The sequence below is a fragment of the Ensifer adhaerens genome, assembly GCF_028993555.1.
GTDB classification, from domain to species: domain Bacteria; phylum Pseudomonadota; class Alphaproteobacteria; order Rhizobiales; family Rhizobiaceae; genus Ensifer; species Ensifer adhaerens_I.
This window is the reverse complement of record NZ_CP118610.1, coordinates 852,072-866,375: the sequence shown is the minus strand read 5'-3', so window position 1 is coordinate 866,375 and position 14,304 is coordinate 852,072. Positions and strand designations below refer to the sequence as shown.

The window sequence follows — 14,304 nt, the reverse complement described above, 5'->3', positions numbered from 1 at the left end:
GGGCTTTGTCCTTTTGGGGAATAACGCTTGCAGCCGTTTTCAGCTAAGATCGCTTGAAGATGGCGGGCTTGATCACGATATGCGCACCGGTACGGAGCAAAGGCGACTGTGATGACCGATCTGAGATCCATGGAAATCCACGATGAACTCGAAGGCGATGAACTGCACGAAGAGTGCGGCGTCTTCGGCATATTGGGGCACTCGGACGCGGCGGCGCTGACAGCGCTCGGCCTGCACGCGCTCCAGCATCGCGGCCAGGAAGCTGCCGGTATCGTCACCTTCGACGGCAAGCAGTTCTGCACCGAAAAGCGCATGGGCCTCGTCGGCGACCACTATACGGACCCAGCAACGCTCGCAAAGCTGCCTGGCTTCATGTCGATCGGCCACACCCGCTACTCGACGACAGGCGAAGTGGCGCTGCGCAACGTCCAGCCGCTTTTTGCCGAACTCGAGGTCGGCGGCATCGCGGTGGCGCACAACGGCAACTTCACCAACGGCCTCACCCTTCGCCGCCAATTGATCGCCGATGGCGCCATCTGTCAGTCGACCTCCGACACCGAAGTCGTGCTGCACCTGATTGCCCGCTCCAAGCAGGCCTCCTCTTCCGACCGCTTCATCGACGCCATCCGCCAGATGGAAGGTGGTTATTCGATGCTGGCGATGACCCGCACCAAGCTGATCGCCGCGCGCGACCCGATCGGCATCCGCCCACTCGTCATGGGCGAACTCGATGGCAAGCCGATTTTCTGCTCGGAGACCTGCGCGCTCGACATCATCGGCGCGACCTATGTCCGCGACGTCGAGAACGGCGAAGTCATCATCTGCGAAATCCAGCCCGACGGCTCGATCTCGATCGACGCACGCAAGCCCGAGGTTTCGCAGCCGGAGCGGCTCTGCCTGTTCGAGTATGTCTATTTCGCCCGCCCGGATTCGGTCGTCGGCGGCCGCAGCATCTACGTGTCGCGTAAAAACATGGGGATCAATCTCGCCAAGGAGGCGCCCATCGAAGCCGATGTGGTGGTTCCGGTACCGGACGGCGGCACGCCTGCCGCCCTTGGCTATGCCCAGCAGAGCGGCATTCCCTTCGAATACGGCATCATCCGCAACCACTATGTCGGCCGGACCTTCATCGAGCCGACGCAGCAGATCCGCGCCTTCGGCGTGAAGCTCAAGCATTCGGCCAACCGTGCGATGATCGAGGGCAAGCGCGTCATCCTCGTCGACGATTCGATCGTGCGCGGCACGACGTCGGTGAAGATCGTGCAGATGATGCGCGACGCCGGTGCACGCGAAGTGCATGTGCGGGTTGCGAGCCCCATGATCTTCCATCCGGACTTCTACGGCATCGACACGCCGGATCGCGACAAGCTGCTTGCCAACCAGCATGCCGACCTCGCCTCCATGTGCCGTTACATCGGCGCGGACTCGCTAGAGTTCCTGTCGATCGATGGTCTCTATGAGGCAGTCGGCGGCGAGAAGCGCGACCCGAAGGCACCGCAGTTCACCGACCATTACTTCACCGGGGACTACCCGACGCGCCTTCTCGACCAGGAGGGCGCCAGCAATGTCCGCAAACTCTCGGTTCTCGCCAGCAACGGATAATCAGACAACAAAATGACGATCGATCTCAAAGGCCGGGTGGCCGTGGTCACCGGCGCGTCGCGCGGTATCGGCTATTTCACCGCTCTCGAACTGGCCAAGGCCGGTGCCCATGTCGTCGCCTGCGCGCGCACCGTCGGCGGCCTCGAAGAACTGGACGACGCGATCAAGGCGGCGGGCGGCTCGGCTACGCTGGTGCCGTTCGACCTCGCCGACATGGCGGCGATCGACAAGCTCGGCGGCGCCATCAACGAGCGCTGGGGCAAACTCGATATCATGGTCGCCAATGCCGGTGTGCTCGGCACGATCTCGCCGATCGGCCATGTCGAGGCGAAGGTGTTCGACAAGGTGATGACCATCAACGTCAATGCCACCTGGCGGTTGATCCGCTCGCTCGAGCCGCTGCTGATCAAGTCGGATGCCGGCCGCGCACTGATCCTGTCTTCGAGCGCCGCCCACAAGTGCAAGCCCTTCTGGGGCCCCTACTCCGCATCCAAGGCTGCCGTTGAGGCTCTGGCACGCACCTGGGCCGGTGAAACGCAGCGCCTGCCGCTGCGCATTCTCTGCGTCGATCCGGGCGCTACCCGCACGGCGATGCGCGCGCAGGCGATGCCGGGCGAGGATCCGGAGACCGTGCCGCATCCCTCCGAGGTCGCCGCCAAGCTCTTGCCGCTCGTTGGTCCGCAACAAACCGAGACCGGCAAGCTTTACATCGTCCGCGAAGACAAGATCGTCGACTACCGGATGCCGGAGTAAGCTTCAGCGCGCTTCCCAAACAAGAAGGCCACCGTGTCACCACGGTGGCCTTCTCTTTGTGCGTGTAACGCAGGACCGTGTCAGTCCTTGTCGCCCGGAAGCCCGTCCCCACCCGTCGACGGATGGGCCGGCCAGTCGCCGCCATACTTGCGTTGCCAGGAGCGCGCGCCGAAGGGCAGCGTGATCAAGTAGCCAAGGGCCGTTACCGCCATCGTCTCCCAGGTGTAGGTCATCAGTGTCGCGACATAGAAGACGACACCGAGAATGGCCGGCAGGACGAGATCGCGGCGCACGCGGCTGTTTTCCGACTTACCGGACCAGACCGGCAGACGACTGACCAGCAGGAACGCGATAAGCACGGTGTAGCCCGATGCAATCAGCGCGAAGGTGCGCTCCGGCGCCAGGCCCAGCAAACCGATATAGACCGGCAGCAGGACCAGCATGGCGCCAGCCGGTGCCGGTACGCCAACGAAATACTCCGACTGCCACGGTGCCTTGGACTGGCGCTCGGCCATGACGTTGAAACGCGCGAGCCGCAGGCCGCAGGCGATCGCGTAGATCAGCGCTGCGATCCAGCCAATCGAGCGGGCCTGATCCAGGATGAAGACGTAAAGCACGAGCGCCGGCGCAACGCCGAAATTGATGATATCGGCGAGCGAGTCCATCTGGCCGCCAAAGTTCGACGTCGCCTTCAGGAGGCGCGCGACGCGTCCGTCGATGCCATCGAGAAATGCCGCCAGCAACACCATGGCAACCGCAAGCTCGATGCGGTTTTCGAAGGCGAGCCGAATGCCCGAGAGACCGGCACAGATCGCCAGCACCGTGATCAGGTTCGGAATCATCAGGCGCAGCGGAATCTCGCGCAGACGCGGGCCGCGACCGGTGTCGTTGGAACCGTTCGCGTCGCCCGCGGCTTTCGGCGGTTCGGCCGGTTTTTCCTGTTCAGAGCCTTCCATGTACTCTCCTTATGCGCGACGGCTGAGGACCGGGCCCTTGGCCGAACCGAATTCGGCAAGCACGGTTTCACCGGCAACCGCCGTCTGGCCGACGCTGACGCGCGGCTCGGCACCTGCGGGTAGAAAGACGTCGAGGCGCGAGCCGAAGCGGATCAGGCCAAAGCGCTCGCCCGCTTCCAGCGCCCCATTTTCGTACTTCCAGCAGAGGATGCGGCGGGCAACGAGGCCGGCGATCTGGACGACGCCGATGGCGCCATGCTTGGTGTCGATCACCAGGCCGTTGCGCTCGTTCTCGTGGCTGGCCTTGTCGAGCTCGGCGTTGACGAACTTGCCGGCGCGATAGGCGACGCGGGTGATGGTACCGGCCATCGGCGCACGGTTCACGTGGCAATTGAACACGTTCATGAAAACCGAGATGCGGAGCATCGGCTCCGAACCAAGGTTCAGCTCTTCCGGCGGCATCACCGTTGCGATCGACGAGACGCGGCCATCGGCCGGGCTGATCACCAGATCGTCGTCGATCGGCGTCATGCGTTCAGGATCGCGGAAGAAATAGGCGCACCAGGCGGTCAGCACGAAGCCGATCCACATCAACGGCTCCCACAGGAAGCCAAGCACCAGCGACACGACAAAAAAGATCGCGACGAAGCGATAGCCTTCCTTGTGCACCGGTACGAGCGTGTTGCGGATCGTATTGACCAGGCTCATAAACTCTACTCCAGATTTTCCGTGGAACGTGAACTAGCGCGAAATGCCCTAGCGGGCAACGTCACCCGCCAGACAGCGACAAAACGCGTCGCGCCCAGCAAACAAAAAGACACCATCAGATCGCCGGCTCGCCGCGCGTGACGATACCGAGATCGTCGTTTTCGCGCACGCGTTTCAACTGCTCTTCGGCCTGCGTTGCTTCGCGCTGGCGGCTCCACATCGACGCATAGAGGCCGTCGCGGTCGATCAGCTCGCCATGGGTGCCGCGCTCGGCGATGACGCCATCCTTCAGCACGATGATCTCGTCGGCGTTGATCACGGTCGAAAGCCGGTGCGCGATCACCAGCGTCGTACGGTTGCGCGAAACCACGTCGAGCGCCGACTGGATCTCCTGTTCCGTACGCGTATCGAGGGCCGAGGTCGCTTCGTCGAGGATCAGGATCGGCGGCGCCTTGAGGATGGTGCGGGCGATCGCGACGCGCTGCTTCTCGCCGCCGGAGAGTTTCAGGCCACGCTCGCCGACCATGGCCTGAAAGCCTTCCGGCAGCGTGCGGATGAACTCTGCGATCTGCGCGGCTTCAGCCGCGGCCTCGACCTCCGCTTCGGATGCCGAGACCCGGCCGTAGCGGATGTTATAGGCGATCGTGTCGTTGAAGAGCACGGTGTCCTGCGGCACCATGCCGATGACCGAGCGAAGGCTCTTCTGCGTCACGGATCGCACGTCCTGCCCATCGACGGTGATTGTCCCTTCCTGCACATCGTAGAAGCGATAGAGCAGCCGCGAGAGCGTGGACTTGCCGGCACCTGACGGACCGACAACCGCAACCGTCTTGCCGGCAGGCACCTCGAATGTGATGCCCTTGAGGATCGGCCGCGCCGGATCATAGGCGAAATGCACATCCGTGAAGGCGATGGCGCCCTTGCCGATGACGAGTTCGCGCGCATTCGGGCGATCCACCACTTCCGCCCGGACGTCGAGCAGGTCGAACATGTGCTCGATGTCGGTCAGTCCCTGACGGATTTCGCGGTAGACGAAGCCGATGAAATTGAGCGGGATCGCGAGCTGGATCAGCATCGCGTTGATGAAGACGAAATCGCCGAGCGTCTGTTCGCCGCGCTGAACGGCGAGCGCCGACATGATCATCATCACGGCCGTGCCGGCACCGAAGATCAGTGCCTGGCCGAAGTTGAGCCACCCGAGCGACGTCCACACCTGGGTTGCCGCGGCCTCATAGCGCTCCATCGACTTGTCGAAGCGACGGGCTTCCATCTCCTCGTTACCGAAATACTTGACCGTCTCGAAGTTCAGAAGCGAGTCGATCGCCTTGGTGTTGGCGTCGGTGTCGCTGTCGTTCATCGACCGGCGAATGGCGATACGCCAGTCGCTCGCCCGAACGGTGAACCAGATGTAGAGCCAGACGGTGACAGCGGTCACGAACAGATAGCTGAAGCCGTAGCCCCACCAGAAGATCACCGCCGTCAGCAGGAATTCGATCAGCGTCGGTACGCTGTTCAGGATCGTGAATCGGACGATCGTCTCGATGCCCTTGGTGCCGCGCTCGATGACGCGCGAAAGACCGCCTGTGCGACGTTCCAGATGGAAGCGCAGCGAGAGCTGGTGCATGTGGACGAAGGTCTTGTAGGCGAGTTGGCGAACTGCGTGCTGGCCGACGCTCGCAAACAGCGCGTCACGAAGCTGGTTCAAGCCCGCCTGCAACAGACGCGCAAGATTGTAGGCAAGCACCAGCATCACCGCGCCGGTGAGAAACTGAGGCAGAAAACCCAGGGCATCCGGCTTGCCGTTCAGCGCGTCGGTTGCCCATTTGAAGGAATAGGGAACGAGGATCAGAACGACCTTCGCAATGATCAGAATGACCGTTGCCCAGATGACCCGGAGCTTGAGATCGGCCCTGTCCGTCGGCCACATATAGGGCCAGAGATTGGCGATCGTCTGCAACGGATTGCTCGTATCGGCCGAAACAGTTTTCTTCTGGGGTGCCACGTTCTGATCCGCTCTTACGTTTCGCGCTGCTTGACGGCTTGGAGACCCAACGAGCCTTGTCGCACCGTGCTTTCGCTCTACGGCGCCGTCATCACCGTTCAATGAAAAGCGGCGCCTCGTTGAAGGCGCCGCCCTTGATCGAGAGATAGGCATCCATCGCCGCCGCCGCAATGTTGTTGACGGGCGATCGGCTGCCTATTGCTCGTGTTTCATGTGCTTTCTGTGAATCTCGCGCGATTCATCGTCCGGCAGCGCCTTATCCGGTACACCGAAAACCTGTCCCGGGCGAATGCGGTCCGGGTCTTCGATCTGATCCTGGTTGGCCAGGTAGATCGTGGTGTAGCGCAAGCCGGCGCCATAGACGCGACGCGAAATCTGCCACAACGTGTCGCCGCGACGGATGATCACGGAGGATTTGCTCTCCTTGAGCGGTTCCTGCTGGACCGTCTGCGGCTCGTCCTGCTTGGGGGAAGCGGCTGCGATTTCCGTGCTCGGCACCGACGTCGTCGCGGCGTCGCTGGCCACTGCGCTGCCTGCACCCATGGCCTTGGCCAGTTCGCCCTGCGCAGGCGCGTTGCTCTTTGGCTGGGCCTGCGCATCCGAGGCCGGCGTCGCGCTGCCGCGCTCGGCCAGAACCGAACCAACGCTCGCATCGACCTTGGCAAGGGCCGAGGCAACGCTCGGCGCATCCTGCGGTGCGGCCTTCAAGGCTGCCAGCGCATCGGCTGCCGCCTTCGAGGCCCGTGCAGAGGCCTCAGCCAATGCCTGATCGGAACTGTCGGCGAGCCGGAAATCGGCCAGCGACTTCAGAGCGATTTCCGTTGCGGAACGCGCTGCGGCGAGTTGCTCGCCCGTCGGGACCTTGCCGTTGGCATAGAGCCCCTTCAACAGTGCCAGCGCCTTGCCGGCCTCGGCGCGTACGCCATCAAGACCGGCTGTCGCCGAAGGCGTGCCCGACGGCGCCACGGCGGCGACCTGCGAGCCTGCAGGGCGATCGAAGGGAACCGAAGCGCGCATGGCGACCTTGGTGCCATCGTCGTTCAGCATATCGGCGCGGATGATGTGGCTGCCCACTGTCAACTCGATCTCGCCATCGACGACGAAATTGCCCTTGTCGTCGGCCTTCATCTCTCCAAGCAGCTTGTCATCCGCATAGACGCGGACGAGCGCACGCGGCTTGGCGCTGCCCGCGACGAACATCTTGCTTCCCTCGATCTCGACGGCACTTACCTGCAAGCCGGGAACGCCAGCCGCCTTTGCCGGGGCCGAAGATGCGTCGTCGGTCGCCAATGGCGTCTGCGTCGCAGTTGATGCGACCTCGGCCGGCTTGGTTTCGGTCCCCTGCCCGCTTTGGGCCTTGGCCGCTTCCGGAGTCGCGATCAGTCGGCTTGCCTCACCTGGCTTCGACACCATGGCGAGAAGTTGTCCGGAGGGGTCCTTGGGAACCGAAACGGTCGCCACTTCCTCGGAACTCTTCACCGTGCCGTCTTCACCGGTAGTGCGGAGCGTCAACTGATAGTCGCCAGCCGGCAGAGGCTTGTCGAAGACGGCGGCAAAGTCACCCGTCGCGCCGACATCGGCAGTACCGACAACCGTGTCGCCGCTCAGGATCTCGAGTTTCGAACCGGGCTGCGCGTGCCCAGCGATCACGGTCGATCCATCGGGCTCCACGCGCAGCACATCGAAACCGGGAACGGCCGGATTTTCGGCAGGTGCGCTCGTCGGCGCCGCATTGGCTGTCTGTTCGGCCTGAGCCGCTCCGGCGGCCTCGCCGGACTTCGCAGCCTCACCGGCCTTTGTGTCCAGCGGCTTCGCGGTTCCTTCGGTCGCCTGCGGGCCACCGGTGGCAGAAGCTGTCTCGTTCGATTGGCCCGCATTGCCTGCGGCCGGTTCGTCCGCCGGCTTCTTGCCGTCACCACGCAGGTTCGGTTGCACCACGAATACCATCAACGCTGTCGCTGCCACGAGGACAGTAATGGCCACCCAGCCGGCCTTATTTCTGATCATGCCACTCTCCACACGGAGCGGAGCAACGCTCCGCGCATGCCCTCTCATCGGCCTGCGGTGCGGGCTTGCGCCGTTCATTATAGCGCAACAGCAAGCAACTCGTCCGATTTCTTCAATCAATCCCTGAAATTGCTAGCGATTCGCGATTCGGCATACAAGCAGCCGAAGGCGCAGCAACCCACAGAAAGCCGGGTTTCCCCTCATTTTTCTTGACCCATGCTGCGCTGCAATGCTTTTTGGGGGCATGAGCACCGAGAACAGCACGATTCGATCCATCTGCGTCTATTGCGGTTCACAGCCGGGACGCGACAACGCCTACATGGAAGCTGGCCGCGCACTTGGCCGCTCGATTGCCGATCACGGTCTTCGCCTCGTCTATGGCGGCGGCACGCGCGGCATCATGGGAGCAGTCGCCAGCGGCGTCCTTTCGAACGGCGGCGAAGTCACCGGGATCATCCCGGAATTCCTGATGGACAAGGAAGCCACCCGCCATTCGCTCGGCCAGTTGAACGAGTTGATCGTCACGGCCGACATGCACGAGCGCAAGCACACGATGTTCGAACGGGCCGACGCCTTCGTGGCGCTCCCGGGCGGCATCGGCACTCTGGAAGAGATCGTCGAGATCATGACCTGGGCGCAGCTTGGCCGTCACCGCAAGCCGATGGTCTTCGGCAACATCAACAATTTCTGGCGGCCGATGCTGGATCTGCTTCAGCATATGCGCGAGGAAGGTTTCGTGCACACGGCGCATCTCGTGCAGCCGCTGGTGGTCGACGATGCCGCCGACATCGTCCCGGCCATCCTGGCTGCCGCCGGCGGCAATGGCCGTGAGGGCGAGGCCGAGATCATTTCCAGGCTCTGATCCTCACCGACATCCCCATATGCAAGAGGCGCGCCACCGGCGCGCCTTTTCGTTTGTACGATTGGCCCCGCTGCCCTATTCGGCCGGGCTTGCCTGCAATGCTGCTGCGCGACGCGCACGGCTTTCGGCCAGCATCGCGCCGGAGTAGATCACCAGTGCCGCCCAGATCAGGCCGAAGGCGATCAGCTTCGCGGTGCCGAAGGGCTCGTGGAAGACGAAGACGGCGATCAGGAAGATCATTGTCGGAGCGATGTACTGCATGATGCCGATGGTCGACAGCCGCAGCAGCTTGGCGCCGTTGGCATAGATCATCAATGGAATAGCGGTGACGACACCGCAGGACATGAGCCAGAGAACATCGGCCGTGCCGGTGTCGCCGAAATGCCCCTGCCCGGTCGCCTCGAGCCAGATGATGTAGCCGATCGCCGGAACGCTGAGCAGCAACACCTCCAGGAAGAAGCCCTGGTTCGGCCCGACCGGCAGCGTCTTGCGGAAGAAGGCATAGAAGCCCCAGGACAGGCAGAGGCCGATCGACACCCAAGGCAGTCCACCGGCGTCGAAGGCGAGCACGGCGACGGCGGAGGCGGCAAGCGCGATCGCAACCATCTGTGCCGGGTTCGGCTTTTCCTTCAAGAGCACCGCGCCGAGGAAGATCGAAAACAGCGGGTTGATATAGTAGCCGAGCGCCGTCTCGATCGCCCGGCCGGCCCCGATCGCCCAGACGTAGATGCCCCAGTTGATGGTGATCAGCACCGCGGTCAGCGCAGCCATGCGCAGCATGCGCGGCGAGCGCAGCGCCACCTTGATGTCATCCGTACGTCCGAGCCAGAGCAGAACCAGGCCCGCAAGCGGCACCGACCACACGATCCGGTGCGCCACCACTTCCGGCGCCGGAATGTGGGCGACGGCCTTCATGAAGAAGGGCAGGAAGCCCCAAAGCAGATAGGCGGTCAGCGCGAAGGCGAAGCCTTTCGCGGAATCGGTATTTTCGGCGGGTGCTTTTGGCTCAGCCATAACGTCTTTTCCTGGTGTGTTTGCCAGAGAGCCATATTGGCAAAGCGCCGCTCTCCAGTCGCAAGGGAAGGCGCGGCTTACCTGCCGGCGCAAACTCCCACAGATGCGTCCTACTCCAACGCCCGGGAATGCACCAATTCATTTCCGTGAAGGGATGGTGAGTTTTGCTCATCATCCCGGCGGAGCGGACCCAGCTTTACACCGCCGCCAACGTCATTCTGCGGCGATGAGGCCCACATGGTCGCGGTTCTTCAACAGCTTGAAGATGATGCTGTCCATCAGTGCCTGGAACGAGGCGTCGATGATGTTGTCGGAGACACCCACCGTCCACCAGCGTGCGCCGGTTCCGTCGGTCGACTCGATCAGCACGCGCGTGATCGCCTCGGTGCCGCCATTGAGGATACGAACCTTGTAGTCCGCCAGTTCGAGATCTTCGATTTCCGACTGGTACTTGCCGAGATCCTTGCGCAGCGCAAGGTCGAGCGCGTTGACCGGCCCGTGGCCTTCGGCAACCGACATCATCGTCTCGCCGTCGACGACTACCTTCACCACGGCTTCCGACACGGTCTTCAGATGGCCGTTCGCGTCGAAGCGGCGCTCGACCATCACCCGGAAGCTTTCGACATGGAAGAAGTCCGGCACCGTGCCGAGGATGCGGCTTGCGAGCAGCGCGAAGCTCGCATCCGCCCCTTCATAGGCATAGCCGGTCGCTTCCCGCTCCTTGACGATGGCGATCAGCTTGTCGAGCTTCGGATCGTCCTTGCTGACGACGATGCCGCGGCGCTTGAGCGCGTTGATGAAATTGGCCTTGCCGCCCTGGTCCGACACCATGACCTTGCGCAGATTGCCGATGCTTTCCGGTGCCACATGTTCATAGGTGCGCGGGTCCTTGAGCAGCGCCGAAGCATGGATGCCGGCTTTGGTGGCAAAGGCGGATGCGCCGACATAGGGCGCCTGCTGATCCGGCGAGCGGTTCAGCAGTTCGTCGAAGGAATGGGCGAGCTTCGTCAGTTCCTGCAGGCGATCGGCATCAATCGCCGTTTCGAAGCGGCTGGAGTAGGTCTCCTTGAGCGCGAGCGTCGGGATCAGCGTGACCAGATTGGCATTGCCGCAGCGCTCACCAATGCCGTTCAGCGTTCCCTGGATCTGGCGCACGCCGGCTTCGACGGCTGCCAGCGAATTGGCCACCGCCTGTCCGGTATCATTGTGGGCATGAATGCCGAGATTGGCGCCGGGCACACCTGCAGCAATCACGGCAGTGACGATTTCGCGGACCTCCGGCGGCTGCGTGCCGCCATTGGTGTCACAGAGCACCACCCAGCGCGCGCCGGCATCAAAAGCCGTCCTTGCGCAGGCGAGCGCGTAAGCCGGATTGGCCTTGTAGCCATCGAAGAAATGCTCGCAGTCGACCATCGCCTCGCGGCCGGAGGCGACCACGGCCTCGACCGATGCGCGGATGTTGTCGAGGTTTTCCTCGTTGGTGCAGCCGAGAGCGACCTCGACGTGATAATCCCAGCTCTTGGCGACCAGACAGATGGCGTCGCTCTTTGCGGCAAGCAGGGCTGCAAGGCCCGGATCATTGGACGCCGAAACGCCGGCGCGCTTGGTCATGCCAAAGGCGACGAAAGATGCCTTCTGCGTGCGCTTGCACGTGAAAAACTCGGTGTCGGTCGGGTTCGCGCCGGGATAGCCGCCCTCAATATAGTCCATGCCGAACGCATCGAGCAGACCCGCAATCGCAATCTTGTCCTCGACCGAAAAGTCGATGCCGGGCGTCTGCTGCCCGTCCCGTAGCGTCGTGTCGAAGAGGTAGATGCGTTCCCTGGTCATGGCTAATCGTCCAAATGCTCTGTTTTGCTATTCTTACTCTGTCTTGCCTGCGTATGCGTCCGTGGCCCTGATCAACCGGTCGAGAATGCCCGGCTCGGAATAGGCGTGCCCTGCCCCCTCGACCAGATGCAACTCCGACCCGGGCCAGGCCTTGTGCAGTTGCCAGGCATATTTCGCCGGGCACGGCATGTCGTAGCGCCCGTGGATGATGACACCGGGAATGCCGTGAAGCCGGTGCGCGTCCCGCAACAACTGGCCTTCGTCCATCCAGCCGGCATTGACGAAGAAGTGGTTTTCGATGCGCGCGAAGGCATCGGCATATTCGTCGTCCGCGAAAGGTGCGCTCGTCGACAGTTCCGGCAACAGCGTGATCGTCTCGCCTTCCCAGATGCTCCAGGCCTTGGCAGCGGCAAGACGCGTGGCCTTGTCGTCGCTCACCAGGCGGCGGTGGTAGGCGTGCATCATCTCGTGCCGTTCTTCTTCCGGGATTGGCGCGATGAACTGCTCCCATTTGTCCGGGAACATCTCGGAGACGCCGAACTGATAGTACCAGTCGAGTTCCGCCCTTGTCAGCGTGTAGATGCCGCGCAGCACCAGTTCCGAAACCCGCTCCGGGTGCTTCTCGGCATAGGCGAGCGCCAGCGTCGATCCCCAGGAGCCGCCGAAGACCAGCCACCTGTCGACGCCTGCCTCTACACGCAGCCGCTCGACGTCGGCGACGAGATGCCACGTGGTGTTGGCTTCGATCTCGGCTGATGGCTTCGACTTGCCGCAGCCGCGCTGGTCGAACAAAGTCACATCATAGAGCGCCGGATCAAACAGGCGGCGATGATTGGCGGAAATCGTGCCGCCCGGTCCGCCATGCAGAAAGACGGCAGGCTTGGCACCTGGCGTGCCGACCTTTTCCCAATAGATCACGTGACCGTCGCCCACATCGAGGTGACCCGATGCGTAGGGTTCGACTTCCGGGTAGAGCGTCCGCAGTACAGTCGTCATTTTCAGTCTTTCGTCAGCGGCCAATGCACGGTGTCGTAGTCCGGGTGCTGGCGGTTCGTTTCGAGTATGATCAGATGGCGGGTGGCGGAAACCTCGCTGCCATCGTCCGTTTCTTTTTCCGGCAATCTGGCGAGCCGCGAGAACCATAGCACGCGAGACTCGACGCCGGCCTGGTAGACGGGCAACACGTCATCCGGATCGTCGAGCGAACCCAGCGTGATATTGATGAAATCCGCATCCGGCATGTCGTAGAACAGGGGCGTGCCGCAATCGCTGCAGAAGCCGCGTCGAACCAGATGCGACGAGCGGAACCAGGACGGCAGGCCGCGGGTAATATCGAAACTGTCGCGCGCGACGTTGGCCAGCGGCATGAAGTAGTTTCCAGCCGCCTTCTGGCACATGCGGCAATGACAGATATGCGGATCGCCAAGCGTGCCCTCGGCGCGATAGCGGACGGCGCCACACTGGCATCCACCGGTATAGATGCGGGCGATGGTCACCGGAATGCCCCCGAAGGATGCCATTGCTCGGTCTCGTGGTCCGGGTGCTGGAAGGAAATGATGCTCTCCTGCCGCGCGTAGAAGTCCTGATCCTCCAGCACCGGCTGCTCGAAGATGGTATCGACCCAAGGCAGCCGTGACGCGTGATTGACCTGGATTTTCGGCGCGAGATCAGAGCGATCGTCAAAGGTGCCGATCGCGATCTCGATGCCGCCGGGGTGCCGGTAGGTCATCGGCGTGCCGCATTTCGGGCAGAAGCCACGATCGATGTTGACCGAAGACTGGAAGTAGCTCGGCTCATCCCGCACCCACTCGACGCCGTCCTTCGGCGCCGTCACCAGCGCCGAGAAGAACGAGCCGAACTGCTTCTGGCACATGCGGCAATGGCAGATCGACGGACGGCCAAGTTGCCCCCGGATACGGAAGCGGACTGCGCCGCACTGGCAGCCACCTGTTCGAACGGTTTCGCTCATCATCTTTCCTCCGGAGGCCAGGTTTCGGTGTCGTGGTCAGGATGCTGGTAGGAGACGAGTTTTTCCAGGAATTCCAATGCGTCCGGGTCTTCCATCGTATGAACGCCAGGCAATTCCGGAATGTGGTCGGCATAGGGCAGCTTGCTCTCGATACCCCATTGAACCGTGGGCCTGATCCCTTGCGGCTCGTCGAAAGCTGCGATCGCCAGGGCCATGCCGTCCGGCGCCTCATAGGTCAGAGGCGTGCCGCAATCACCGCAGAAGCCGCGCCAGCCGAAATTGGACGACTGGAAACGCTTACGCTCTCCCCGCGTCCAGGTGACATGCGCGCCGCGAACCGAAACCAGCGGCAGATAGAAATTGCCGCTCGCTTTCTGGCACATGCGGCAATGACAGATGGATGCGTCGCCGAGCTTGCCCTCGACGCGGAAGCGGACCGCACCGCACTGGCATCCGCCGGCGTAGTAGGGTTTGTTGTCGAGACTCATTGCTACCCCTCCTCAGGCCGGTGCTTCATCCATGCTCTCCGCGCTCTCCATCCGGACCGGCCCGTGTTCCGCCCGGGTAAGCGGGCGGGACACGGGCTTTCCGGCAGGCAATC

13 protein-coding genes are annotated in these 14,304 nt (G+C 62.8%); 3 read left to right on the top strand and 10 right to left on the bottom strand.

Annotation, left to right across the window (positions count from 1 at the left end; translation table 11 throughout):
- The first annotated feature begins 111 nt into the window (after positions 1–111).
- Together purF and PWG15_RS04120 are read left to right on the top strand one after the other, a co-directional pair.
- Positions 112–1,602 (top strand): amidophosphoribosyltransferase, encoded by a 1,491-nt coding sequence (gene purF / locus PWG15_RS04125; RefSeq protein ID WP_275023244.1) that lies wholly within the window; start codon positions 112–114, stop codon positions 1,600–1,602.
- Between the two features lie 12 nt (positions 1,603–1,614).
- A complete protein-coding gene (locus PWG15_RS04120; protein WP_275023243.1) occupies positions 1,615–2,355 on the top strand; it encodes an SDR family NAD(P)-dependent oxidoreductase in 741 nt (246 codons plus the stop codon).
- Positions 2,356–2,435: 80 nt separating this feature from the next.
- On the opposite strand, the gene pssA is transcribed toward PWG15_RS04120, so the two are convergent.
- The 4 genes from pssA to PWG15_RS04100 all read right to left on the bottom strand — a co-directional run bounded on the left by pssA (position 2,436) and on the right by PWG15_RS04100 (position 8,028).
- On the bottom strand, positions 2,436–3,311 hold the full coding sequence (gene pssA, locus PWG15_RS04115) for a CDP-diacylglycerol--serine O-phosphatidyltransferase (RefSeq protein ID WP_275023242.1): 876 nt from the start codon (positions 3,309–3,311) through the stop codon (positions 2,436–2,438).
- A 9-nt stretch (positions 3,312–3,320) separates the two neighbouring features.
- A complete protein-coding gene (locus PWG15_RS04110) occupies positions 3,321–4,019 on the bottom strand; it encodes a phosphatidylserine decarboxylase (protein ID WP_275023241.1) in 699 nt (232 codons plus the stop codon).
- A 115-nt stretch (positions 4,020–4,134) separates the two neighbouring features.
- Positions 4,135–6,021 carry an ABCB family ABC transporter ATP-binding protein/permease gene (locus PWG15_RS04105; protein WP_275023240.1) on the bottom strand — a complete coding sequence of 629 codons (1,887 nt, stop codon included), beginning with the start codon at positions 6,019–6,021 and terminating at the stop codon, positions 4,135–4,137.
- A gap of 195 nt (positions 6,022–6,216) precedes the next feature.
- Positions 6,217–8,028 (bottom strand): LysM peptidoglycan-binding domain-containing protein, encoded by a 1,812-nt coding sequence (locus PWG15_RS04100; RefSeq protein ID WP_275023239.1) that lies wholly within the window; start codon positions 8,026–8,028, stop codon positions 6,217–6,219.
- Positions 8,029–8,272: 244 nt separating this feature from the next.
- Here PWG15_RS04100 and PWG15_RS04095 point away from each other — a divergent pair, with 244 nt between their 5' ends.
- Positions 8,273–8,890, top strand: a complete 618-nt coding sequence (locus PWG15_RS04095) for an LOG family protein (protein ID WP_275023238.1) — start codon at positions 8,273–8,275, stop codon at positions 8,888–8,890.
- Between the two features lie 75 nt (positions 8,891–8,965).
- Here PWG15_RS04095 and rarD read toward each other — a convergent pair whose 3' ends face one another.
- The 6 genes from rarD to PWG15_RS04065 form a co-directional block, all read right to left on the bottom strand.
- A complete protein-coding gene (gene rarD / locus PWG15_RS04090) occupies positions 8,966–9,904 on the bottom strand; it encodes an EamA family transporter RarD (protein ID WP_275023237.1) in 939 nt (312 codons plus the stop codon).
- Positions 9,905–10,117: 213 nt separating this feature from the next.
- Positions 10,118–11,734 (bottom strand): citramalate synthase, encoded by a 1,617-nt coding sequence (gene cimA / locus PWG15_RS04085; RefSeq protein ID WP_275023236.1) that lies wholly within the window; start codon positions 11,732–11,734, stop codon positions 10,118–10,120.
- 33 nt (positions 11,735–11,767) lie between these two features.
- Complete coding sequence (pip, locus tag PWG15_RS04080; RefSeq protein ID WP_275023235.1) at positions 11,768–12,730, bottom strand: prolyl aminopeptidase; 963 nt, start codon at positions 12,728–12,730, stop codon at positions 11,768–11,770.
- Between the two features lie 2 nt (positions 12,731–12,732).
- Positions 12,733–13,254 carry a GFA family protein gene (locus PWG15_RS04075; RefSeq protein WP_275023234.1) on the bottom strand — a complete coding sequence of 174 codons (522 nt, stop codon included), beginning with the start codon at positions 13,252–13,254 and terminating at the stop codon, positions 12,733–12,735.
- Positions 13,227–13,703, bottom strand: a complete 477-nt coding sequence (locus PWG15_RS04070; protein ID WP_275023233.1) for a GFA family protein — start codon at positions 13,701–13,703, stop codon at positions 13,227–13,229. The genes PWG15_RS04075 and PWG15_RS04070 overlap by 28 nt, the downstream gene beginning before the upstream one ends.
- On the bottom strand, positions 13,703–14,191 hold the full coding sequence (locus PWG15_RS04065; RefSeq protein WP_275023232.1) for a GFA family protein: 489 nt from the start codon (positions 14,189–14,191) through the stop codon (positions 13,703–13,705). Before PWG15_RS04065 ends, PWG15_RS04070 begins: the two co-directional genes overlap by 1 nt.
- Positions 14,192–14,304: the final 113 nt, after the last annotated feature.